Origin of the sequence: Endozoicomonas sp. (assembly GCF_031844845.1) — a bacterium.
Lineage (GTDB): Bacteria > Pseudomonadota > Gammaproteobacteria > Pseudomonadales > Endozoicomonadaceae > Endozoicomonas.
This window is the reverse complement of sequence record NZ_JAVRMB020000164.1, coordinates 1-21,775: the sequence shown is the minus strand read 5'-3', so window position 1 is coordinate 21,775 and position 21,775 is coordinate 1. Positions and strand designations below refer to the sequence as shown.

Genomic DNA, 21,775 nt, shown 5'->3' with positions numbered 1-21,775 from the left:
GGTACAGAGAGATGAGTAAAACCGAACCTTCGTTGAGGCGTCGAAAGCTTTACGATGACATCAAAAGCTGGGGCCCGTTCCTCTCCAGTGATCAGCCTACAGGTGAATTCCGAATGCTGTGTAGGCGGTGTCCGGCGTATAGAAGGCATGACTCTGTATCGGGCTTTCTTATGGAACTGCGGGAACCAGTCGTGCGGATGTTAAGGGAGACTCCCAAGTGGCGAACCCACAAGGGCTTGAGTACCAATGCTGCGCACTGGGGCGGAGCCGTTCGTAGTAGTGTTGAAGCTTCTGTAATGGGAGTGGAGCGAAGGGGCGGCGTCAGGCAGTTTTCTGAGATACCCAACGATATGTGAGGGATCTTGTTCGTGAACCTGAAATGAGGATCTTGTCTGGATGCCGGAAAAGGACGTAGCCAGCAACCTGTTTCAAGGTATATCGACAACCTGAACATATGGGAGGCGGTGTTGAATGAAAACAGGACAACTCATGGAGTTGAGGCTCAGCAAGTGATACCCAAGGGAGGGCAGATATCACCCGAGTGAGTTTTCGGTCAGTGGATAAGTCTGCCTGATGGAAGCGGTATGAGTCGAGAGATTCACGTACCGTTTTACGAGGGGCTGGCGGGGAAGTTCCGCCGGTCTACTCACCAGGTTAGAGAACCGACCTTGTCGAGATCGTTCAGATTACCTTTTGCGACAACCTCCTGCGCGGGGATGAGATTAGGTGTTAATTCTCCCTTTTGCGCCACACTCAAAGTCCTCTTCAGGCGGACGAAATATCGCTGGCGCCGTAATTCTGAAATCAAAATCCCGGGGAACTTCTCTTTGACCATCGGGTCTGAATATCCATCTTCAAGCCATGACACTGCAGAATAACGGAGATTCATTCCATGGGCCTTAATTTCACTGCCTCACCTGAAATCGCTGGATTCATCCCGAAAACAGCCCCTCATCGGATGCCCGATCAAAAGATGCCCGATAAAAAAGATGCTGTGGGCCAGAGCAGAACGGTATCTAGCAGAGCACCTAAACCAACAGTAAATCTAGCGGCTCAAGGCAGTGGTAAATCACAACCATCACTGGCAGAAAGGATCATCCTGATTATTGATGACGGCTTGATGGGGCCGGGAAAAATGACACCGGTTAATATGGCCCGTACCGCACATAAGGTTCTGGAATCGTCTCTGGTCACTGCCGCAACCACCGTCGCCACAAAGTATGGGTTTGGACTGAACAGTACCGCTGCAGCAGTCACCGGCAATCTTGGCTCCGCCTGGGTGAAAAGTACTAACCCCTTTGCGTTAATCAATATGGCCGTGACCGCTCTGCACCACGGGCCGGGTATAACTTCGGCGGTCTGTGGAGAAAACTCAACCTCGGTATCTTTTGCAAAACACGCTGCTGACGCCACCCGTTTTGCCGTTATCCTGGAGCCTATCTATAACGCCATTACCGCCGGTAGCCTGACCACCGCCACAAAGCTTCTGTCACAGTTCGGCGCAAGATATGGTGCTCACAGCTTCCACACGATCATGATGTATATCCTTTAACATCCTGATTGTGTGCTGCGGCACACCGCTCCCACGCTTTTAGGTTCTGGGGGTCCTGCGTGGGAATGCATATGGGAGCTGGACATATGCCGCAGGGCTTGTTGATACTCCGTAGTCTGAATTGCCATACAAAGGGTGATAGCAAGGGGGCAGCCTTACTCTGCACGGGGTTTCACACCGGTTATTTCATTTGCGGCAGGTTCGGTATGCATTCCCACGGGGGCCGTGGGAACGAGTTCGGTGGGTTTTGCGACAGCCTTCTTTATGATTCACCGAATCGGGTAAACTCATTAAATAGGGCCTGGTGCTTTTCTTATCCGGATTTATGGTTTAGACTGCGCCACCTAGTCTACTGATATTCTGCTTTTGACCAGCCGCTTAATGAAGAAAAATCATATTTTTTTAATTGTTCTCTCGCTTCGGCGCGTAAGCTTCACGCTGGTGGAAGCCTTTTATTCTTTCTTATCCAATAAATCTCCCCGGAGGTAATCGAATCTATGGGTACCCTGAGCATGGGCGGAAGCATTGATACAGGCAATGAAATGGAAATTATTGAACAGCAACGCCTGGCAGCTCTTATTGAAATTACAGAGCAGCACGACCGGGAAGCAAGTCAGCTAAAATCTCGTCTGGAAACTGCTGAGAAAAAAGCTGAAAAAGCTGCTGCCCAGCTGAAAACCATGGAAAATGAACTGAAAGAGCTGAGAGCCAGCAATCCTGACCGAATGAAGAAGCAAGTCAAGCGTCTTCAGGAGCAGAATCGTACGCTGACCGGTGAAAACAGTACTCTGAAGAGTAAGCAGAAACAGCTGACCCAGCAATTGAGCACGGCAACACAAGAGCTTGAGCAGCTGAAGGCTGAAGAAACCGAAGCAGAGACTGAGAAGGCATAATTTCATTAAGAGTGAATTAGCAATATCTCGGAAAAGTTGCCCTTAGCAGCTCAGCAGGCATCCGGTGACTACCCAGTCTCCATGCGTTGAGTTGTTATCGGCAAGTGAGCTGTCAGGTAGCTTTAGCTATATGATTCATTTTTCAAGTTGCTTGCATAGCCTGATATCCAACATACCTGCATTTCTGGTGCTATCTCCTAATAATTGAATTAGACTGATCTCTGTTCTTTTTCAGCAGCAGGAGTGCAAGTATGAGCGAATGGGTTTCCTGTCGATATGAGAATATTGATCATATTGAAAAGACCTTTGTCTTTAAGAAATACTCTCGGGCCTTAGCTTTCTGCAACGCCATCGCATGTCTGGCTGAGGCGCATATTCATCATCCACGGATTGTCATTGAGTGGGGAAAAGTTTCTGTGGCCTGGGGAACGCATCAATCTGATGAAGGTAGCGGCGTACTTGCTATTGACCGAGCCCTGGCTCAGCGCTGTGATACTCTTTATGAGCTGACTAATCAGCCTGCTTCCTGATTGCTGAAACTACAAGCTTGAGCGCCAGGCATCCTGGCGTCACGTACGTCCTGTCTTCGATCATTCTTTGTTGTTAACGTTTAAAAACATCTTACTCAGTATGTACAGCTGTGAATTGATGGATACCAGTTGAATTTACCAGTTCCATAAGAGAAGCCGTTAAAATAGTCTAAGGGCTCTAATTCTTTTAATGGTGCTTGTTATTATAAAAAGATCTTATAATTCAATGGACGTATTCTGATTCTGAATCATACTTACGATGCTGATTTGATCGACTTCCCCCTACGATTAAATCAGTCTGGGTCAGAAATGATCTTGATATTTGGATTGTGTACCTATGTTTCACTCCTAATGGTCTTAGCTCGCGTCTTCTTCCCCCAGAAGCGCGGGTTTCTTTTTGCCTGACCTTTCTGCCTGACAAGAATGCACTCAATTCCACTCAATGAGTTGAAATAGAACTACTCTCATCGCTATCTTTCTTTCCCGTCGCCAGAAAGGAGGAATCTCTCAGGCTTTCACCATCCACAGAGCTCTCCGTCTGCAGTTGCTGAATTTGCTGGGAAGACATATAGAGATCTGCCTCTTTTCCTTCAAGCACTCCCCGACCATGCCAGGGCAGTAACCGGTAATCAGAGTGATGGCTGTAATCCAGAAATGGATACTTTATGATCTGAAAATAGGGCGAATAATCAAAGTCACTGGGTGTACAGAGCTTTGGGTTTCTCTGGAAAAGCTGAACGCCTGACTCGTCATTCTGTTTAACCAGAGGGAGTATGGGGAAATGGATAAAACTGAAGGCTTCAGCGATCATTGTGGAGCATACCGTTTTTGTTTCCTGTCCCGGGGAGTGTTGGAACAATGAAGAGCCAAGCCGTCTTGGAAGAAAAGAGTAGGGGAAGAAGAATCGGGCCAGATCAAGTATTTGTCGGACGTTATAATCCATGCCCAACCGACTGATCGCATAATGTATGACTTTTTGGCTATCGCCGTAGTTGATCCCCTTGGGTCGGCAGATTCGTAAATGTTCTCCATCATAGCTACTCAGGGGCAGAATAGCTGTACCTACTCCAAGTTCACTTTCAATAACCAGTTGCTCATCCGGTGAGCCACCGTAAGATTCTCTGACTACCTGCCGGACTCTATCATCTTCAATATCATGAAGGCGGCCAATATAAAGCATTGCATGGGACCAGGGGCTTTGTGTGGTCTGCTTAATGACCTGACTGACTCTGGATCGCCCTTCTACAAGAAGTACATCACAGGGCTTAACCTCATGGCGTATGCGTTCAAAATCACAAAGGGGGCTGTGTCTTTCCTGAACATCACGGCTCAGCCAGTCGGTCAGATATGCCGCAACCATTTTGAAGAGTTTCATGCTCTTACCCTGAGCTAATATTTATTTCTTTATGTTAGCATTTGTTATTGTTTCGATTATAAATAGAGATAATAGTGACATTTTATCATGAGTTTGGATTCTTAAGATCCGGTACTCGGAAAAACTCCAAAAATTTGTTATTCCCGGTAAGCTCGAAATAATGGGTTTTATAATCATTAAGCGTTGGAGAATACTTTGTGAACAAACCCTCTGAACCAGGTGATATTGCCTCAAGCCTGCAATTCCTGAAAAAAAAACAAGGCCTGCCTCCCGTCCATAACTGGAACCCTCCATTCTGCGGTGATATAGATATGCGCATCAGCAGGGATGGCCGGTGGCATTATAACGGCTCACCTATTGGCAGGGAGGCCATGGTAAAGCTGTTTTCATCGGTTCTCAGACATGATGATGACGATTGCTATTACCTGGTGACACCGGTTGAGATGGTTAGAATTCAGGTGGATGATGCTCCATTTGTGATTGTTCAGGCAGAAGTACAGAGCAGTGATAACGGCCCGGAATATCTGTTTATCACCAATATTGGCGACAAGGTGACTTTAGATAAGGATCACCCTCTGATTATGAAGGAAGATTCCCAGACGGGAGAGCCCGCACCTTATGTACGGGTCAGGGATCGGCTAAATGCCTTGATAAATCGAAATGTATTTTATCAACTGGTTGAAGAGGCTGTAGAACTGCCTGTAGAAGGAGGGGTAGAACTTAAAATAACCAGCCAGGGGGAGGAATATTCCCTGGGACGTGTTGAGGGCGGCGGCTAAGCCACCCTCGGATAGAGCCGCAAATCACATATTCGGATAATTTGGCCCGCCACCGCCTTCCGGTGCAACCCAGGTGATATTCTGAGCCGGATCTTTGATATCACAAGTCTTACAGTGAACACAGTTCTGGCTGTTTATCTGGAACCGCTTTTCACCACTGTTCTCATCAATAACAATCTCATAAACCCCGGCCGGGCAGTATCTTTGGGCTGGCTCATCATACAAAGGAAGATTCTGCTTTAGGGGAATGGTTTCATCGGCCAGTTTTAAATGGCAGGGCTGGTCTTCCTCATGATTGGTGTTTGAGATGAATACCGAGCTCAAACGGTCGAATGTAAGTACGCCATCCGGTTTCGGATAGTTAATGGGATTGCATTCTGCTGCCGGTTTTAGTTGAGCATAATCCGGCACTTTATCATGCAGTGTGAAAGGTAATTTACCATTGAAAATATTGATGTCAGCAAAAGCAAAGGCGGCACCAAAGATGTTGCCGAACTTATGCATGGCAGGGCCAAAATTGCGCTGCTGATGCAGCTCTTTATAGAGCCAGGATGCCTTAAATGCCTCGTTGAAGGATTCAAGCTTGTCACCACCTTCAGAGCCATTGCTTACCGCTTTAAAGACTTCTTCTGCCGCAATCATTCCGGATTTCATCGCGGTATGAGAACCCTTGATTTTGGCACCATTCATTGTCCCGGCATCACAACCCATCAAAAGTCCGCCCGGGAAAGTCATTTCTGGCAACGACTGTGGACCACCCTTGGTAAGGGCTCGCGCACCATAGGAGACCCGCTTGCCACCCTCAAGATATTGCCTGATAACCGGGTTCTTCTTAAACCGCTGAAATTCTTCAAAAGGGTCCAGGTGAGGATTGGAGTAACTCAGGTCGGTAATAAGGCCGAGAACCACCTGATTATCTTCCAGATGATAAAGGAAGCCACCACCGGTGGAGCCACTTTCATCCAGGGGCCAGCCTGCCGTGTGAACCACCAGGCCCTGTTGATGTTTATCCGGTGAAATATCCCACAGCTCTTTAATGCCAATCCCATAATGTTGAGGGTCGCGACCATCATCAAGATTAAAGCGACTGATCAGCTCCTTGCCTAAATGTCCGCGACAGCCTTCGGAAAACAGGGTGTATTTAGCATGCAGCTCCATCCCCGGCATAAAGCTGTCTTTTTCTTCTCCTGAGGCTGAAACGCCCATATCCCCGGTTGCAATACCCTTAACACTGCCATCGTCATTAAACAAAACTTCCTGGGCAGCAAAACCGGGGAAAATCTCAACCCCAAGACCTTCCGCCTGTTCGGCCAGCCATCGGGTGAAATTACCGAGACTGATAATATAATTACCGTCATTGTGCATGGTCTTGGGCGCAAAGAGGTTAGGTACTTTGATGGATTTTTCTTCAGAGCGAAGAACATAAATCTCATCAGAAGAAACGGGGGTGTTCAGTGGCGCTCCGCGCTCTTTCCAGTCTGGAAACAACTCGTTCAATGCAGTGGGTTCAAAAACAGCACCAGACAGGATATGGGCGCCCACTTCAGAACCTTTCTCAACAACACAGACACTGACTTCTTTATTCTGCTCTTGTGACAATTGCATCAAACGACAGGCGGCCGACAAACCGGAAGGGCCTGCACCCACGATAACGACATCAAATGCCATGGATTCGCGTTCCATGATGAGCTTCCTCCCTGTCGGAGTGTTTTTTTATAAGGAATAGATTCAAACAAGTGTTTGAATTTGTTTGGCATTATACTCAGTGTTTCTCTGAATAACCAATATATCAGTAGTTATTAATACCTGTTCTCAGGACTTCACCGTCTGATGGTCATCATTTTATGAAAACATCATATACTCGAACCCCACAGAAACAGGTATATTCCGATGGTCGGATAGTAGCAGACAAGTGTCTTTCAGGGGATCGTTTGTATGAACTAGTTAGAACATACGTTTGAACCCTTATTGACGTGCTGGTAGACTGCGCTTGCGCAGATGGGTGAACACAGGTTGCTGAATGATAATAAAATCTGTCTGGCTCCCAAAAACCGGTTGTTCGTTATCTGTTCGATAATTCAAGATCAAGCCAATAACGAGAAGGGAAGGCTGCGAACCCATGAAAATATTAGTAGCCGTCAAAAGAGTCATTGACTATAACGTCAAGGTTCGGGTGAAGGCGGATAACACTGACGTCGATCTCACCAACGTCAAAATGGCAATCAACCCTTTCTGTGAAATTGCTGTTGAAGAAGCAGTAAGACTCAAAGAGAAAGGTGTTGCTACAGAAATTGTTGCCGTATCCCTTGGTTCAAAGGCGTGCCAGGAGCAGATACGGACAGCACTGGCGCTTGGTGCCGACCGCGGTATTCATGTTCAGACTGATGGGCCTCTGGGTTCTCTCACCGTCGCCAAACTCCTTAAAGCGATTGTTGATGAAGAGAAGCCTGATATCGTCCTTCTGGGTAAACAGTCCATTGATAGTGATAATGGTCAGACAGGGCAGATGCTTGCAGCGCTCGCTGGCATGTCACAGGGGACTTATGCATCAGAAGTCACTGTTGACGGCGGCAAGGTCAGCGTAACCAGAGAAGTTGATGGCGGATTACAGACACTGAGTCTTAACCTGCCGGCTGTGATTACCACGGATTTGCGTCTTAATGAGCCCCGTTACGCATCACTGCCCAATATTATGAAAGCCAAGCGTAAGCCTCTGGATGTTAAGTCACCAGAAGACCTGGGTGTTTCAGTGTCGTCTACTTTAACCACCATTAAAGTAGAACCACCGGCACAACGACAGGCGGGTATCAAGGTGGCCAGCGTGGATGAGCTGATAGAAAAATTAAAAAATGAGGCGAAGGTGATCTAATGCCAATATTAGTCGTTGCTGATCATGATAATGGCAGTCTGGGAGCTGCAACTTTGAATACGGTAGCTGCCGCTGTCGCAATTGGCGGTGAAATCCACCTTCTTGTTGCTGGCTCAGGGTGCAGCAGCGTGGCAGAACAGGCGTCTGCCGTATCCGGTGTTGCAAAAGTGCTGCTGGCTGAAAACCCGGCGCTTGAAAACAGGCTCGCAGAAAATGTCAGCCTGCTGGTGGCTGAATTGGGTAAGGATTACTCCCATATACTGGCCTCCAGCTCAACCGATGCCAGAAATATGTTGCCCCGTGTTGCTGCCATGCTGGATGTTGATCAGATATCCGATATTATTCGTGTTGACAGCGAGGATACCTTTGCAAGAGCCATCTACGCAGGCAATGCGATAGCAACGGTTCAGTCCAGTGCCAATATCAAAGTTATTACCGTACGCAGTACCGGTTTTGATCCTGTTTCTGCTGAAGGTGGTTCCGCCACGGTTGAAACAGTGGACAGTAGCCATGATGCGGGAATTTCAAGCTTTGTCAGTGAAGAACTGGCACAGTCAGACCGCCCTGAATTGACCGCTGCCGACATTATCGTATCCGGCGGTCGCGGCATGGGTAACGGCGAAAACTTTGAGCTGCTCTACAAGGTTGCCGATAAACTGGGCGCTGCGGTTGGTGCATCCAGGGCGGCGGTTGATGCTGGCTATGTTCCCAATGACATGCAAGTTGGACAAACGGGTAAGATCGTTGCGCCTGACCTGTATGTTGCGGTGGGTATCTCCGGTGCGATTCAGCACCTTGCCGGCATGAAGGACAGTAAAGTTATTGTCGCCATTAACAAGGATGAAGATGCACCTATTTTTCAGGTAGCGGACTATGGTCTGGTAGCTGATCTGTTTGAAGCAATCCCAGAGCTTGAAGGTAAACTCTGACAGGTAATAAAATACAGTAGTCTTTTAATTAATCGAAATACCACTTTCCAGTAGAGTGGTGTTTTTTATGGTCAAACATTGCTCATTTTAATTAATTGCCTGCTGTCTTTTTTCTGTCTTGGACTATCCAGATTCATAAACTCTGTGCATAATCGTTCAAAATAAAATTATAAAAAACGTACCGGAGTATATTGTGATACGAGTTCTGGTTGCGGATGATCATGATTTGGTGAGAACCGGCATCTCACGCATGCTGGCGGACGTTGAAGGCATTGAGATTGTTGCCCAGGCCGACAGTGGTGAACAGGCCATCAGTCTGTATCGGGAATTCGCCCCTGACGTTACTTTAATGGATGTCAGGATGCCTGGCATAGGGGGGCTCGAAGCAACCCGGAAAATCTGCCAGATTAACCCTCATGCGAAAGTGATTGCTGTTACCGTCTGCATGGAAGACCCATTCCCTACAAAACTGCTCGAAGCGGGTGCTTCAGGTTATGTCACAAAAAGCTCAAATATTACTGAAATGATCACGGCTATCAGGGCCGTCTTTGCTGGTAAGAAGTACATCTCTCCTGAAATAGCCCAGCAAATGGCTTTGAATGCTATAGGGCCTGACAGTGCCACTCCATTCAGCCAGCTTTCTCACCGGGAAATGCAAATAGCACTGATGATTGTCAACTGTGAGAAAGTTCAGACTATTTCTGACAAACTCTGTCTTAGCCCCAAGACCGTAAACAGTTATCGTTATCGGATGTTTGAAAAGTTGAATATCAGCAGTGATGTTGAGCTGACGCATTTAGCCATTCGTCATGAGCTGGTGGAAACCGTGTAATAAAACTGACTGCTCATTGCCTCCCTCGGTAAAATCTTGCTACTGTTTTTGCTTCATTTCACCACCACTCACTGTTCGGGATGGTGGATCAACCTTCTTCTGTTTAAAGAACTGTTCGTTTCCAGCCACTGTGAAGATATAATTCAATGGTTGTTTAATAAGCTTCGTTTGGTGTTTCATGGCAGGTAGTGAAGGAAAAAAAACTTTTGATCACAAGGACTTTCTGGAAAAGGCTTCAAGCCGTCCGGGGGTTTATGATATGCGTGATCAAAATGGAAAAACGCTTTATATCGGTAAAGCCAAGAATCTCAAAAATCGCCTTTCCAGTTATTTCAGGGCTACGGGGCTTACCACAAAGACAATGGCTCTGGTTAGCAAAATTGCCGATATTCAGCTAACCATCACCAATACCGAGACCGAGGCACTGCTTCTGGAGCAGAACCTCATCAAGGACAGGAAACCGCCTTACAACATATTGTTGAGGGACGACAAATCATACCCTTATATTTACATCTCTGCTGATAGTGACTTCCCCCGAATGGATTCCTGCAGGGGGCGTAAACGACAGAAAGGGCATTACTATGGTCCATACCCCAGTGGAGTAGCGGTAAGAGACAGCCTTCACCTGCTTCAGAAGATATTTAAAATCCGCCAGTGTAGCGACAGCTATTTCAGAAACCGTACCAGGCCCTGTCTTCAGTATCAGATTGATCGCTGTAAAGCCCCTTGTGTCGGGCTGGTAACAGAAGATGAATACCAGCAGGATATTGTCGATACTCAGCAGTTTCTTGAAGGTAAAAATCAGCAACTGATCCGATCTCTGATCAAGCGGATGGAAACAGCTGCGGAAGCACTTGATTTTGAAGAGGCCGCTGCAACACGGGACAAGATAAACCACCTTCGGGCAATCCAGGAACAACAGTCCGTGACTAAAGCCGCCGGAGATATTGATGTTATCGGTTTTGCTCAACTAGCAGGCAACACCTGTTTTGATGTTCTTTTTATTCGATCGGGCAGGGTGCTTGGCCATAAATACTACTTTCCTGATTTTAAGCTTGAAGCAGAGCCCGCTGACTATCTCGAAGATTTTATGGCGCAGTTTTATGTTCGACTGTTTGGCAGTCGTGATCTGCCGGATGAAATCGTTGTTCCCGTTGAATTGGCCGGAGCAAACACCATCGAGGATGCCATAACGGCCGTTTCGGGCAAAAAGATCAAAATCAAGTGCAAAGTACGCTCTGACAGACATGACTGGCTGACTCTGGCCAATAAGAACGCTCAGCAAAACCTCGAAAGTCATTTGGCCAGCAAAAGCCATATGACAAAGCGATATGCCCAGCTTAATGAATTACTGAGGATTGAGAATCCCATCTTGCGGATGGAGTGCTTCGATATCAGTCATACCATGGGAGAAGCCACCGTTGCGTCCTGTGTGGTTTTCGGACCAGAAGGTCCGGTTAGCAGTGAATACAGGCGGTTCAATATCTCAGGTATAGCGCCAGGTGATGATTATGCAGCGATGGCTGTCGCTCTTGACAAGCGTTACCGCAAACTCGCAGAGGCGCCTGAAGGGGAGGGTCTGAAGCCGGACCTGGTCATTATAGATGGCGGTAAAGGCCAGCTTGGTATGGCTTCAGAGGTCATCGAGAGGCTTAAACTACCGATCCCATTACTGGGCGTTGCTAAAGGCGTAACCCGCAAGCCCGGCCTTGAAACGCTTATTTATCAGGGCAAAGAGCTCAATCCGGAAGGTTCTGAAGCGGCACTGCTTTTAATACAGCAAATCAGGGATGAGGCCCATCGCTTTGCTATTACCGGTCATCGGCAGCGTCGGCAAAAGGCCAGGAATCGCTCTGTTCTTGAAGATATTCCGGGGATAGGCAGCAAAAGACGTTCTGCACTACTAAAGTTCTTTGGTGGTCGTGATGGCGTGATTAATGCGACCATTGAAGAAATAAAGAAAGTTGAAGGTATCAGCCTCAGGCTGGCACAACAGATACATGAATATTTACATAATGACTAGCACCGGGGAGCAGTACTGTGTACCGTATGCCCCAAAGAATCTTCTGCTTTGATCTCTGGCTTTATATGAACATCCCAAACCTTCTAACACTAACACGAATTGTTCTGGTTCCTTTTCTTGTGGTCATTTTTTATCTCCCCTTTGAATGGAGTTATCTGACCTGTGCAGGAATATTTGCCTTTGCTGCGGCCACTGACTGGCTTGACGGCTATCTTGCCCGACGTCTGAATCAGAGTACCCCGTTTGGTGCTTTCTTTGATCCGGTAGCGGACAAAATCATGGTTGCTACTGCCTTATGCCTGTTGATTGATGAGTTCCGGATATACTGGGTGACCGTGCCCGCATTAATCATTATTGGTCGTGAAATCGTTATATCGGCCCTCAGGGAGTGGATGGCCGAACTGGGTAAACGAACCAGCGTGGCTGTCAGTATGATTGGGAAAGCAAAAACAGTGGCTCAGATGGTGTCCATTACCTTGCTGCTACTATCCCCCGTGCCTGTTGACTCATGGGTTGGCTTTCTCGGAATTCTGCTACTTTATCTGTCTGCAGTTCTAACACTATGGTCCATGTATGTTTATCTGAAAGCGGCCTGGCCAGACCTCTCCCCGTTTAACAAACCTGACTGATGCGATTGATAGCAGTTGACATCAAAACAAAAAAACCTACAATACGCTTCGTGTTCGGGCGCTGACAGGTATTCAGTATCCGTCGTCTAACACGAGATTGCGGGAATAGCTCAGTTGGTAGAGCGCAACCTTGCCAAGGTTGAGGTCGTCTTTCTTATGACAAGAGCGAACCTCGTTTCCCGTTTATGTTCCAGATTGCGGCGAGTTAGCAAAGCGGTTATGCAGTGGACTGCAACTCCATTTAGACCGGTTCGACTCCGGTACTCGCCTCCAGAATAAAATTGCAGGCATAAGCCTGTTTTTTTATGGCGTTACTCTGTACTATCCAAGTACTGCCCGAGTGGTGAAATTGGTAGACACAAGGGACTTAAAATCCCTCGATTGAAAGATCGTGCCGGTTCGAGTCCGGCCTCGGGCACCACCCTGATTACATTCCAAATATGGCGAGTTAGCAAAGCGGTTATGCAGTGGACTGCAACTCCATTTAGACCGGTTCGACTCCGGTACTCGCCTCCAGACTTCACTCTCCTGATATAAATATCTACCTGAAATAATAATTGTCCTTTTGCAGGATTCAGGTAGGCAGCCCTTCGAAATAGAAAACTCCACGTTTCATCCAGCGTTTTACTTACCAATAGTCAGCATCATTTGTAATAGATTATGAGCAAATCAAACAGCTCATGAAAGGTCTGAGAGGCTTATGCATTACCCATGGTAAAAAAAAGAACTCCAGCGTCCAGGGAATTTCTTCTTATCCTTGATAAAGTCGAGAAGTGATTCAAGCGGCATATGCTTCAAAGATTCTCTCGCTTCTCTGAATCCATCACCATAAATGGGATCCGGGCTGAGCTCTATCTCTTTGCGTCGATATTCTGCATCCTGGGTATCAAGATTTTTCAACCAGATATATTCCATGAGTACACACATGCCTTCCTCGACCTTCAATGGCAGATTTTCATAGTAGTTATAAAAAAACCAGGCGTGAGTTAATTCATGAATCATAACTGTACGAAAATGCTCTTCTGGTAAGTTTATTTGAATTAAAATGCAGTCAAAGTTTCTGGCCAGAATCCGCCCTTTCTGATGAGTGGTTGTGGTTCTGGTCACCCCAAGAATCGGGTGGTTCTCATGAAAATCATGCTGGCTCGCTCCATTTAACTCATCTCTGTCACAGAGTTTAACCGGGGTTTGGGTTGAATTAAGCTTCAGTCCAACCGACGCCAGTGCCGAGCGCATTTCCTCTGCTATTTTTTCGGCTCGCTCCTGTGAAGAAACACCATGGAGGCTGCATCGGTTACATATCACCACCCCATCGGGATATTGCATGCCGCCATCGGTAAGATTATCGCACACCAGCCGGCCACAGCTTGAGCACTCCGGGTGGCCAGAGTGAATATTGCAAAACTTATTCCCCCAGAAATCGATATAATAATTCGGCGTTAGAGGGTTTCGGCAGACAGAGCAGAGTGGGGCGGTTTGTTTTTCCAAACAAACCGGATGCCATGGCATCTTGTCATGGTCAATATAACTTCCCTTTACAGGCTTTCTGCAGCCAGGGCATTTAAAGCAGTCCGGATGAAAAGCCCGATTCCTGAAAACAACAAAGGCCTTTCCTGCGAATGGCTTTTTACAGCCTTTGCATTTAAAGCAACCCGGATGCCATCTCACCCCCATGGCCTTGACATACCGTCCTTTAACCGGTTTTTTGCAACCCTGGCAATAGTTCATGACCTTCCCTGAAGCATGAATAATAAGACCCCGTAACACTCTGGAAGAATTCTCCATGACCTGTAATAACAATTCTTCATAGAGACAAGGCCTTCTTTTCTTGTCCTATCAAATATGATGATCGGCAGCCATCTTTTTCAATCGACTCGCTTCGGCATGATAATACTGACTTGTTGTATTAATTGAGTCGTGACCAGCAAATATAGCAAGATCTTCAATATCCATCCTGTGCGCCAGATGAGTAAGGGCAGTATGGCGGAGAGTATGAAATGGCAGATCCTGCAGGCGATGTCTGATAATGGGGTCCGCTCTGTCCTGACAATGACTCATAAATGATTTCCACCAGTATCGAAGTCCTCGAGAGGAAAGGGGACTCATAACGCCATTTGTCTTTCGCACCTTTGGAGCTAAAGGGAAATCATCACCATACAATCCTGAGTGGCCATTAATCTGTCGATACCGAATAATCGTCTGCTGAAGATTAGCATTGATCGGTACTTGTCTTCTCTTTCGTCCTTTTCCCAGAACGCTGAGGCAGTATCCATTGTCATTATCTGGATTTATGTCTGAGCAGGTATGTCCCGTCAGTTCAGATTCCCTTAAGGCCAGTCCGTAGCTCAATGAGATGATAAATCGTGTTCGTTCAGCCTCAAGGCGCTCCTTATTTGTGTTTGACGGCATACTCTCAAGGCACTCCCGGATAAACTGCCACTCATTTTCATAAAAATAGCAAATAACAGTATTACCCTTGGCTACCTTTTCACCTGAGCGAACCAGGGAGGTAGCCGGGTTACCAAAAATATAGCGATTCTTCTCAAGAAAAGAGAAAAAAGATGACATTACATCAATGATTTGGTCAGTACTTTTTCCCTGACTTATCGCTGACCGAAACATGATTCTATTGGGCTGGCCAGGAAGAACGCCTTTGACCAGCCAGCGTTCTGGCAGATTTTGAATAAAATAAAGATAGCTCTGCACATGCTTCAGTCGAACTTCTTTGTATCCAATCCCCAGCTCCAGATATAAATAAGCGGTTAGCCGAGTAACTTCCCTTTCATAACGTCTAAGGGTTTCCTCTGAGCGAGCGCCTGACTTCGTCAAAAACAAGGCCATGGCATCACCGTCATGGTCAGCGCCCATCAAGTTATCATGACCCGGGTCGGAGCTGACAAAGGGAAGGGCGGGTATCAATAAGCCTTCGGGCAAAATGGATTGGCTCATTCCTTTACCTCTTCCTTATTTGGCTTTACGGATAGTGCTTTCTCAAAGGCTTCAGCCGCACCGCGGACTCTTTCAAGCTCGCGCTCCAGGCCGCTGAGTTGCTTTACCCGATCTTCCGACTCAGCAAGACGTATTTCAAGCTTGTCATTAGCACTTCTTGTGGTTTGATATTGTTGATGTACGATCATCGATTCTCTTGACTCACTCTGGAGGCTTCGAACATTTTTCAGGACATCCTCCTGTTCACAGTCCAGTAAAACCATGAGCTTTCGGGTTGATTCAAGAATAATCTCTGTTTTCTCTCTGCCGGAGGACAGCTGATTTCTTTCCTCACAAACCTGAATATATGCCTTTGATTTGCTATCAAGACGATTCTGTAATTCAAGATTAGCCTTATGCAATTCCCCCAGTTTTTCGTTGAGCTTCGCCGTATTTTTTTCCAGCCCCTGCTTTGACCTGCGCTCATCATCAACAACCCTTAGCCAGTGATCCAGTTGTTCCTGGTGCCGCTGATCCATCTGCTTCTCAAGGTTAATTATGGACTGCTGATGAAGCGCCTTTTGCTCTTCCAGCATTGACTGGAGCTGCTGGTTCTGCTTTTGTTCCCACTGCAAAAGGGCTTCCAACTCTTTGTGCTGCTGGTCTTTCTGTTGTAACTCAAGTTTTGTCGTTTCAAGTTCTGCCTGAGTCTTCTGCTGCGCACTTTGCAGCCCCTCATTGCTTTTGTTTAAGCGCTCATTTTTATCCAAAAGCTGCTGCAGGGTTTCCTTTAACTGATCAATTTCCTGATTTGCCGACTCTTCAAAAGTCCTTTGTTCTTCAGTCAGCTGATGTTTCCACCTGGCAATACCGCGTTTCAAGCTTCTAACCAGTTCATCAGGTAACTCAAGCTCTTGCTCCTCACCCAAGTCTCCCAGAAAACGCCATTCATTGTAGTAGGGCAGGATGGTCTGCTTACCCATTTTTCCTATACGGGCCACCTTGTCAGCGTTGATTCTTTCACCTTTTTCTTTCAGGCCATCAAGGATGCTGAATATCCGCTGTCTTCTCTGCTGATCCTGATCATTTTCTTTCATAAGTGGTAAATCCCGGGAAATTATAGAACCATTGATACTAGTATTATAATACCAGTATCAATGGTTTCGCCAGAAAGATCTCTACTGCCGGTAACTGAACTTACCGGCAGTAAAATATCGAAAAGAAAGATATATAGCCAAAAGCAGTGAATCAGATAGTTTGAGAGGACACAGAGTTAAAACGGGTTTTAAAAAGGAGGTCTTTGGAGCTGAACATTACGAAGATTAAAATAAAGCGTGACAGGAACTAAAATGGTGGGAGGAATAAAAAGCTTGGAGTAATCCAGTGCCAGACAGGATGAAGAATAAATAAGAGGAGATGAGGGTGAGGGCCCTAAAGAGTAACTTCTTTGATACTCTCACAACTGTGTAGAACCCTTCTATTATCACTGCGCACTCATTTCAAATAACGAGCTTTCTGCTTGATTTTCTCAACAAGCTTTTTACCTTTAGCAGTTAACGTCAGCTTGAAATAGCGACCATCGTCTTCATGCTGTACTTTTTTAATCAAACCAAGACCTGGCCGATCATGCCGTCCTTCGCCCAAACGCTTGACACTGACAGCAATATCACTTGGGGTACCGCAGGTAAGCTTTTCTGCGTTCACAAGATCAGTAATGGTTTCTCCAGGGTTTTCTGCAACCACAAGAAGAATTTGCCACTGGATAACAGTCAGTGGTTGTTCCTGCATCAGCTGGGTTAATTTTATGAGGCCTTTCAAAGTCATTGGCAGTTACCTTTCTCTAATTGGTTATGAGGCGTGTTGTGGACTAGTAGCGTCGTTTAATTTTCATGCTGTTAGGCTATAGCCTAGTCTGTACAACGGTTACGGCGACTGCTATACCAGAATAAATAGTAGACAGTTTTCTACTGTTATAGCAAGTTTCTGATCATAGTCGTTAAATATTTCGGCACCGGGTAACAAAACTGTTACGTTAAGAAACAGTCTGTCGAGTGCAGTACCGATCCGTATACAGAGCGTTAATAGACTTTTAGCTCTATCAATTCCGGCTGAAGGCCGTTGAAGCACGATGACGTCTAATTAGTTAAGCGTCCTGCTCTCTGTATATGTATATTAAAACCGCGTAAGTGTTGGACAACTGTTTTTTGAAAAAATTCTCTAAAAAATAAAATTACGCATATATTGTCGTGAATAAAGCGCTTTTCAGGTGTTTTTCCCCTGAGGGGACGAGGTTATTACGGTGATATCATTATTCGCATAATATATATTATGTTAAATACAGAAGTGAAACGTTGATTAGAGATAAAGCCATGAAAGTAGTTAGCTTTAATGTTAATGGCCTCAGGTCCAGGCTACACCAGCTAGCCCGGGTTATTGACTGCTATAGCCCTGATATCATTGGCCTTCAGGAGACAAAAGTAGCTGATGAAGACTTCCCGGTTAACGCAGTCACCGAAATGGGATACCACGTAACATTCCATGGGCAAAAAACTCATTATGGTGTTGCCTTGCTGAGTAAAGTTCCACCCTTACAGGTTCAAAAAGGCTTTCCGACAGACATTCCGGGCGCTCAAAGAAGAGCCATCATTGGTGATTACGATATAAATGGAAACATCGTCAAAATTATCAATGGCTATTTCCCCCAGGGAGAAAACCGTAATCATGAGGTTAAATTCTCTGGAAAAAAAAGGTTTTACAATGAATTACAAAGCTATTTAAACAGTAGCTGCCTCCCCTCTTCCAACCTTTTGGTTGTTGGCGATGTTAATATCTCTCACACCGATCTGGATATTGGGATAGGTCATGATAACGCCGTGCGCTGGTTGAAAACAGGCAAATGCAGCTTTTTACCAGAGGAGAGAGCGTGGTTTGACAGGCTGCTTGAATGGGGGCTAACTGATTGTTTTAGAAGGTTGCATCCTACTGAAAGCGACCTGTTCAGCTGGTTTGATTACCGCAGCCGTGGATTTGAAAAAGAGCCAAAACGAGGACTTAGAATCGATGCTATTCTGGCAACGGCTTCTCTTATGGAGCGCTGTCATTCTGTGAATATTGATTACCCTGTCAGGGCAATGCAAAAACCATCAGATCATGCGCCAGTCATAGCAGAATTCATGATCTAGATATAAATGGTGATTGATAACACGAAGGGTGATTATATTTTCCTTGCCTTATTGAGAATCATTCTTATTTGATTACTTTTAAATGCGGTCTATTCTAAGCCCAATCAATAACAAATGATTGGGCAATAAATATGACCGCTTTTCATAAAAGCAGATTGTTTTTTATGGCTTTTTTTATCTTTCTTCCAGGAACCTTATTAGCGGCTGTGGATGATGGTGTGAAATTTAAAGAGATACTATTAAATTATCAGGGCAAGGAAATATTAAATACCACTATCTCCGTTGAATGTTCAAGCCATGATAATGTATGTCAGTCAGTCCTGGAGTTTGAAAAGGGCGAGGTTTATCAGAACAATGGTTCACAATTTCCTCTAAGAGGGTTGCGATTTAAGGGATACTTTCATCGTAATCCCAATAATATGTCAGAGCTGGGATCAATCATCGCCCACAAGGATGATAAAGAAACCACAATTCCATTAAGTATTGATTACCAAGAGTTACCTCTTGGCAACAAAGATAACCCACTGACCAGAGCTATAATTGCTCAGCTCCACCCTGCCCTCATAGAGCGCTCATATAAAGAGATCAACAACACCACTGACATATCAGACTATCTTACCGGGGAGACCAAAAACTCAGAGACTCTCCATTTATTCAAGCCTGAGCCACATCACCTTTCATCCAAAGATATAAGCAACTTAAAGCACTCTATTAATGATGAATTTCTAATACTGGACATTGGCGACAGTTACTCGATGGTCCTGATTTTTGATCACGATAACTATCCTTCTTCTGTTTATGTGCTCGATCGCTGGAAGCTCTACAGGAGTCCGGTTTTCAAGACAGTCATTGGCTATGGGGATTTAGTGGGCCTTGTTTTACATGGAATGGATTTTATTAAACACGGCGGTTCTTTATTAGGTGTAGGAGATCATGCCAGTCATGGGTCACACTTTGCCTCATTAGAAAGGCTTGCTCACTCTATTGGCATTGGTCATCAGGGGCTACACAGATTAACCAGTTTGATCGGTGCCGGTTTCCATATCGCGGAAATTATTGATCATACTAATGGCGTTGGTGAATTTATTAATGGGGGGCAGAAGCATTATCATGACCATCATCATGGCGCATGGGGGGAAATCTTTGGAGTGCTGCATTTAGGGCACACTTTTTTCGAGCTGGCAACTGATCGTTCTCTTGCTCACGGGATTCAAATGGTGTTAACCGTTGCCAGTTTTGGTTATCACCATGTGCCGCATCATTATTATGAATATACCCTGCCAGAGGTTATTCGCCCTGTGGTAAAAGGTGAAAACAAACGCCACCTTAATGCAAAGAGTATCAACTAGCTTTATTTCCTCAAATCAGTGTTATGAGCCCTGATCATCGGGCTCATAGCACTCTCTCCCTATCATCGTCCTATTGAACTATAAGAAACTGGTCGCATTTCTAATAGGATATTGCGAGAATTGCAGGTCTTATGGATAGGGTTATGCGTCCATCGTAGTATTTCTATGCAAATACTTTAGCTACGTGCACAGTCGACGCTAACAACAACGAACACGTCAGGGCAATGATTGCCGATTTAAAATAAAAAAAGTGACGCCGGGGTAATATAAAAAGTGCAAAAGTTAGTCAATGTGAACGGCTCGTGGCTGGCCGCCGGTGTTATTGCGGCGGGTATAGTGGTGTACCTTCTTACTGCCGATGTCGTAAATATCAATGATGCTGACAAGACCCCTGCCCCAACCCCGGTAACTTCCGGGCAAGAAGTCCTGTCCGCTGTTCAGGCAACTCATTTCAAACAAGAATTTGTTAAACGCACGTTAACATTGTATGGCAGAACCGAGACAGACCGTACCGTCACTGTCAGCGCCGAACTGGCAGCGAGGGTTATGGATATATTGGCCAATCGTGGTGAGTTAGTGACTGCCGGACAGGAAATTGTCCGACTTCGTGAAGGTAGCTTGAAAGCTCAGCTGAAATCGGCAGAGGCCAGGATCAGGCAAGCTGAGCAGGATTATCAGTCAGCCCTTTTATTGCAAAAGAAAAAGCATATTGCCGAGAATCAGATCACCCAGCTTGAAGCGGAACTTGCAGAAGCATTATCGCAAAAAGAGGAACTCCAGACCCAGTGGGATAATACTCAGATTAAAGCACCCATACCTGGCATTCTTAATAAGCGACACGTAGAGGTTGGTGACTTTCTTGATAAAGGAAACCCAGTGGCTGAGATATTAGATCTTGATCCTCTGGTGGTGAGTGTCGATGTTCCGCAAAACAGTATCAGTTACTTCAAGCCTGGCCAGAAAGCTGAAGTCCGATTTCTGGGTGGCCGCACATTAGAAGCCACTATTCGTTTTATTGACCGCCAGGCTAATTCATCAACCCGGACGTTCTCTGTTGAATTAACCATCCCCAATCCAAACATGAAAATTCCCGCAGGACTCAGTGTTGAAGCGGACCTTCTGATGGAAGAAGTTCTGGCGCTGGAAATCAGTCCTGCCTGGCTGGCCCTGAGTGAAGACGGTGAACCCGGCATCAAATGGGTTACCACCGCCAGTAAGGTACAGTTTACGCCGGTGGATGTGGTGAAGTCAGAAAGTGACCGCCTCTGGGTCACTGGAATTCCGGAGCAGGCGAGAATTATTACCCGTGGACAGGGTTTTGTCCGTGCCGGTGACCTTGTGGATGTGGTCAGTCCTGATCGTTCCCTGATTGCGGGGGAATAATGCCATGCTCAACATAATCTCTGCTTCGTTGATACGAACCCGTACTGTGATGATGCTGCTGGCTTTGATTTTGATATCCGGACTGGCCAGCTATCTGACTATTCCAAAAGAATCGAGCCCTGATATCACCATTCCGGTCATCTATATCTCGGTTTCCCATGAAGGTATATCTCCTGAGGATGCAGAACGTCTGCTGGTTCTGCCCCTGGAGAAAGAACTGAGAGCTATCGAGGGTGTTAAAGAGCTCAAGGCCACCGCTTCACAGTCCCGTGCCTCAATTACTCTGGAATTTATTGCCGGGCTGGATACTGACGAGGTTCTTGCGGATGTTCGGGACAAAGTGAACCTGGCAAAAAGCAAACTCCCCCAGGGTACCGATGAACCCATTATTAATCAGATCTCATTTGCCAGTATGGAGCCGGTCATTACCGCTGTTCTTTCCGGTAACCTGCCGGAACGGGCGCTGGTTAAAATGGCCCGTAAACTCAAAGATGAGCTGGAATCAAGAAAGCAGATTCTGGA

21 protein-coding genes and 4 tRNA genes are annotated in these 21,775 nt (G+C 46.1%); 18 read left to right on the top strand and 7 right to left on the bottom strand.

The features are described 5' to 3' along the window. Positions 1 to 170: 170 nt before the first annotated feature. Positions 171 to 356, top strand: coding sequence for a hypothetical protein (locus RM811_RS08510; protein ID WP_402522900.1), 186 nt, complete (start codon positions 171 to 173; stop codon positions 354 to 356). 290 nt (positions 357 to 646) lie between these two features. Here the strand turns inward: RM811_RS08510 and RM811_RS08505 are convergent, their stop codons facing one another. Continuing rightward, a complete protein-coding gene (locus RM811_RS08505) occupies positions 647 to 889 on the bottom strand; it encodes a hypothetical protein (protein WP_402522898.1) in 243 nt (80 codons plus the stop codon). 3 nt (positions 890 to 892) lie between these two features. On the opposite strand from RM811_RS08505, the gene RM811_RS08500 reads away from it, so the two are divergent. The 3 genes from RM811_RS08500 to RM811_RS08490 all read left to right on the top strand — a co-directional run bounded on the left by RM811_RS08500 (position 893) and on the right by RM811_RS08490 (position 2,975). Beyond that, positions 893 to 1,552, top strand: coding sequence for a hypothetical protein (locus RM811_RS08500; protein WP_402522896.1), 660 nt, complete (start codon positions 893 to 895; stop codon positions 1,550 to 1,552). 497 nt (positions 1,553 to 2,049) lie between these two features. After that, the gene (locus tag RM811_RS08495; protein WP_402522894.1) at positions 2,050 to 2,445 is read left to right on the top strand and encodes a hypothetical protein; all 396 of its coding nucleotides are present in this window, start codon (positions 2,050 to 2,052) and stop codon (positions 2,443 to 2,445) included. A 251-nt stretch (positions 2,446 to 2,696) separates the two neighbouring features. Then, on the top strand, positions 2,697 to 2,975 hold the full coding sequence (locus RM811_RS08490) for a 4a-hydroxytetrahydrobiopterin dehydratase (RefSeq protein WP_402522892.1): 279 nt from the start codon (positions 2,697 to 2,699) through the stop codon (positions 2,973 to 2,975). Between the two features lie 439 nt (positions 2,976 to 3,414). Here RM811_RS08490 and RM811_RS08485 read toward each other — a convergent pair whose 3' ends face one another. Further along, positions 3,415 to 4,350, bottom strand: a complete 936-nt coding sequence (locus RM811_RS08485) for a hypothetical protein (RefSeq protein ID WP_402522889.1) — start codon at positions 4,348 to 4,350, stop codon at positions 3,415 to 3,417. A 197-nt stretch (positions 4,351 to 4,547) separates the two neighbouring features. On the opposite strand from RM811_RS08485, the gene RM811_RS08480 reads away from it, so the two are divergent. After that, positions 4,548 to 5,129 (top strand): DUF1285 domain-containing protein, encoded by a 582-nt coding sequence (locus RM811_RS08480; protein ID WP_402522887.1) that lies wholly within the window; start codon positions 4,548 to 4,550, stop codon positions 5,127 to 5,129. A 24-nt stretch (positions 5,130 to 5,153) separates the two neighbouring features. Here the strand turns inward: RM811_RS08480 and RM811_RS08475 are convergent, their stop codons facing one another. Continuing rightward, positions 5,154 to 6,812: an electron transfer flavoprotein-ubiquinone oxidoreductase gene (locus RM811_RS08475; protein WP_402522885.1), complete on the bottom strand. Its 1,659-nt coding sequence runs from the start codon at positions 6,810 to 6,812 to the stop codon at positions 5,154 to 5,156. Between the two features lie 436 nt (positions 6,813 to 7,248). Here RM811_RS08475 and RM811_RS08470 point away from each other — a divergent pair, with 436 nt between their 5' ends. From RM811_RS08470 to RM811_RS08430, 9 genes are all read left to right on the top strand, one after another. Further along, positions 7,249 to 7,998 carry an electron transfer flavoprotein subunit beta/FixA family protein gene (locus RM811_RS08470; RefSeq protein WP_402522883.1) on the top strand — a complete coding sequence of 250 codons (750 nt, stop codon included), beginning with the start codon at positions 7,249 to 7,251 and terminating at the stop codon, positions 7,996 to 7,998. Next, the gene (locus RM811_RS08465) at positions 7,998 to 8,927 is read left to right on the top strand and encodes an electron transfer flavoprotein subunit alpha/FixB family protein (RefSeq protein ID WP_402522881.1); all 930 of its coding nucleotides are present in this window, start codon (positions 7,998 to 8,000) and stop codon (positions 8,925 to 8,927) included. The genes RM811_RS08470 and RM811_RS08465 overlap by 1 nt, the downstream gene beginning before the upstream one ends. Positions 8,928 to 9,120: 193 nt before the next feature. Beyond that, positions 9,121 to 9,759 (top strand): UvrY/SirA/GacA family response regulator transcription factor, encoded by a 639-nt coding sequence (uvrY, locus tag RM811_RS08460; protein WP_402522879.1) that lies wholly within the window; start codon positions 9,121 to 9,123, stop codon positions 9,757 to 9,759. 178 nt (positions 9,760 to 9,937) lie between these two features. Next, positions 9,938 to 11,782 carry an excinuclease ABC subunit UvrC gene (uvrC, locus tag RM811_RS08455; protein ID WP_402522876.1) on the top strand — a complete coding sequence of 615 codons (1,845 nt, stop codon included), beginning with the start codon at positions 9,938 to 9,940 and terminating at the stop codon, positions 11,780 to 11,782. A gap of 65 nt (positions 11,783 to 11,847) precedes the next feature. Continuing rightward, positions 11,848 to 12,411, top strand: a complete 564-nt coding sequence (gene pgsA / locus RM811_RS08450; protein ID WP_402522873.1) for a CDP-diacylglycerol--glycerol-3-phosphate 3-phosphatidyltransferase — start codon at positions 11,848 to 11,850, stop codon at positions 12,409 to 12,411. A 99-nt stretch (positions 12,412 to 12,510) separates the two neighbouring features. Further along, positions 12,511 to 12,595 (top strand) — tRNA-Gly (locus RM811_RS08445). A 15-nt stretch (positions 12,596 to 12,610) separates the two neighbouring features. Beyond that, a tRNA-Cys gene (locus RM811_RS08440) sits at positions 12,611 to 12,684 on the top strand. Between the two features lie 61 nt (positions 12,685 to 12,745). Beyond that, positions 12,746 to 12,832: transfer RNA gene (locus tag RM811_RS08435), tRNA-Leu, on the top strand. A 21-nt stretch (positions 12,833 to 12,853) separates the two neighbouring features. Further along, a tRNA-Cys gene (locus RM811_RS08430) sits at positions 12,854 to 12,927 on the top strand. Between the two features lie 189 nt (positions 12,928 to 13,116). Here the strand turns inward: RM811_RS08430 and RM811_RS08425 are convergent. The 4 genes from RM811_RS08425 to RM811_RS08410 all read right to left on the bottom strand — a co-directional run bounded on the left by RM811_RS08425 (position 13,117) and on the right by RM811_RS08410 (position 17,163). Continuing rightward, positions 13,117 to 14,139 (bottom strand): protein DA1, encoded by a 1,023-nt coding sequence (locus RM811_RS08425; protein ID WP_402522871.1) that lies wholly within the window; start codon positions 14,137 to 14,139, stop codon positions 13,117 to 13,119. Between the two features lie 108 nt (positions 14,140 to 14,247). Beyond that, positions 14,248 to 15,360: a tyrosine-type recombinase/integrase gene (locus RM811_RS08420; RefSeq protein WP_402522870.1), complete on the bottom strand. Its 1,113-nt coding sequence runs from the start codon at positions 15,358 to 15,360 to the stop codon at positions 14,248 to 14,250. Further along, a complete protein-coding gene (locus tag RM811_RS08415; protein WP_402522869.1) occupies positions 15,357 to 16,436 on the bottom strand; it encodes a DNA-binding protein in 1,080 nt (359 codons plus the stop codon). Before RM811_RS08415 ends, RM811_RS08420 begins: the two co-directional genes overlap by 4 nt. A 397-nt stretch (positions 16,437 to 16,833) precedes the next feature. Beyond that, on the bottom strand, positions 16,834 to 17,163 hold the full coding sequence (locus RM811_RS08410) for a MarR family winged helix-turn-helix transcriptional regulator (RefSeq protein WP_020583484.1): 330 nt from the start codon (positions 17,161 to 17,163) through the stop codon (positions 16,834 to 16,836). 545 nt (positions 17,164 to 17,708) lie between these two features. Between RM811_RS08410 and xthA the strand changes: the two genes are divergently transcribed. The 4 genes from xthA to RM811_RS08390 form a co-directional block, all read left to right on the top strand. After that, positions 17,709 to 18,521 carry an exodeoxyribonuclease III gene (gene xthA / locus RM811_RS08405; RefSeq protein ID WP_402522984.1) on the top strand — a complete coding sequence of 271 codons (813 nt, stop codon included), beginning with the start codon at positions 17,709 to 17,711 and terminating at the stop codon, positions 18,519 to 18,521. 164 nt (positions 18,522 to 18,685) lie between these two features. Then, positions 18,686 to 19,870: a hypothetical protein gene (locus RM811_RS08400; RefSeq protein WP_402522866.1), complete on the top strand. Its 1,185-nt coding sequence runs from the start codon at positions 18,686 to 18,688 to the stop codon at positions 19,868 to 19,870. Positions 19,871 to 20,143: 273 nt separating this feature from the next. After that, positions 20,144 to 21,253, top strand: coding sequence for an efflux RND transporter periplasmic adaptor subunit (locus RM811_RS08395; protein ID WP_402522864.1), 1,110 nt, complete (start codon positions 20,144 to 20,146; stop codon positions 21,251 to 21,253). A 4-nt stretch (positions 21,254 to 21,257) separates the two neighbouring features. Continuing rightward, positions 21,258 to 21,775 (top strand): efflux RND transporter permease subunit (locus RM811_RS08390; RefSeq protein ID WP_402522861.1); only part of this gene is annotated, 518 nt, incomplete at its 3' end.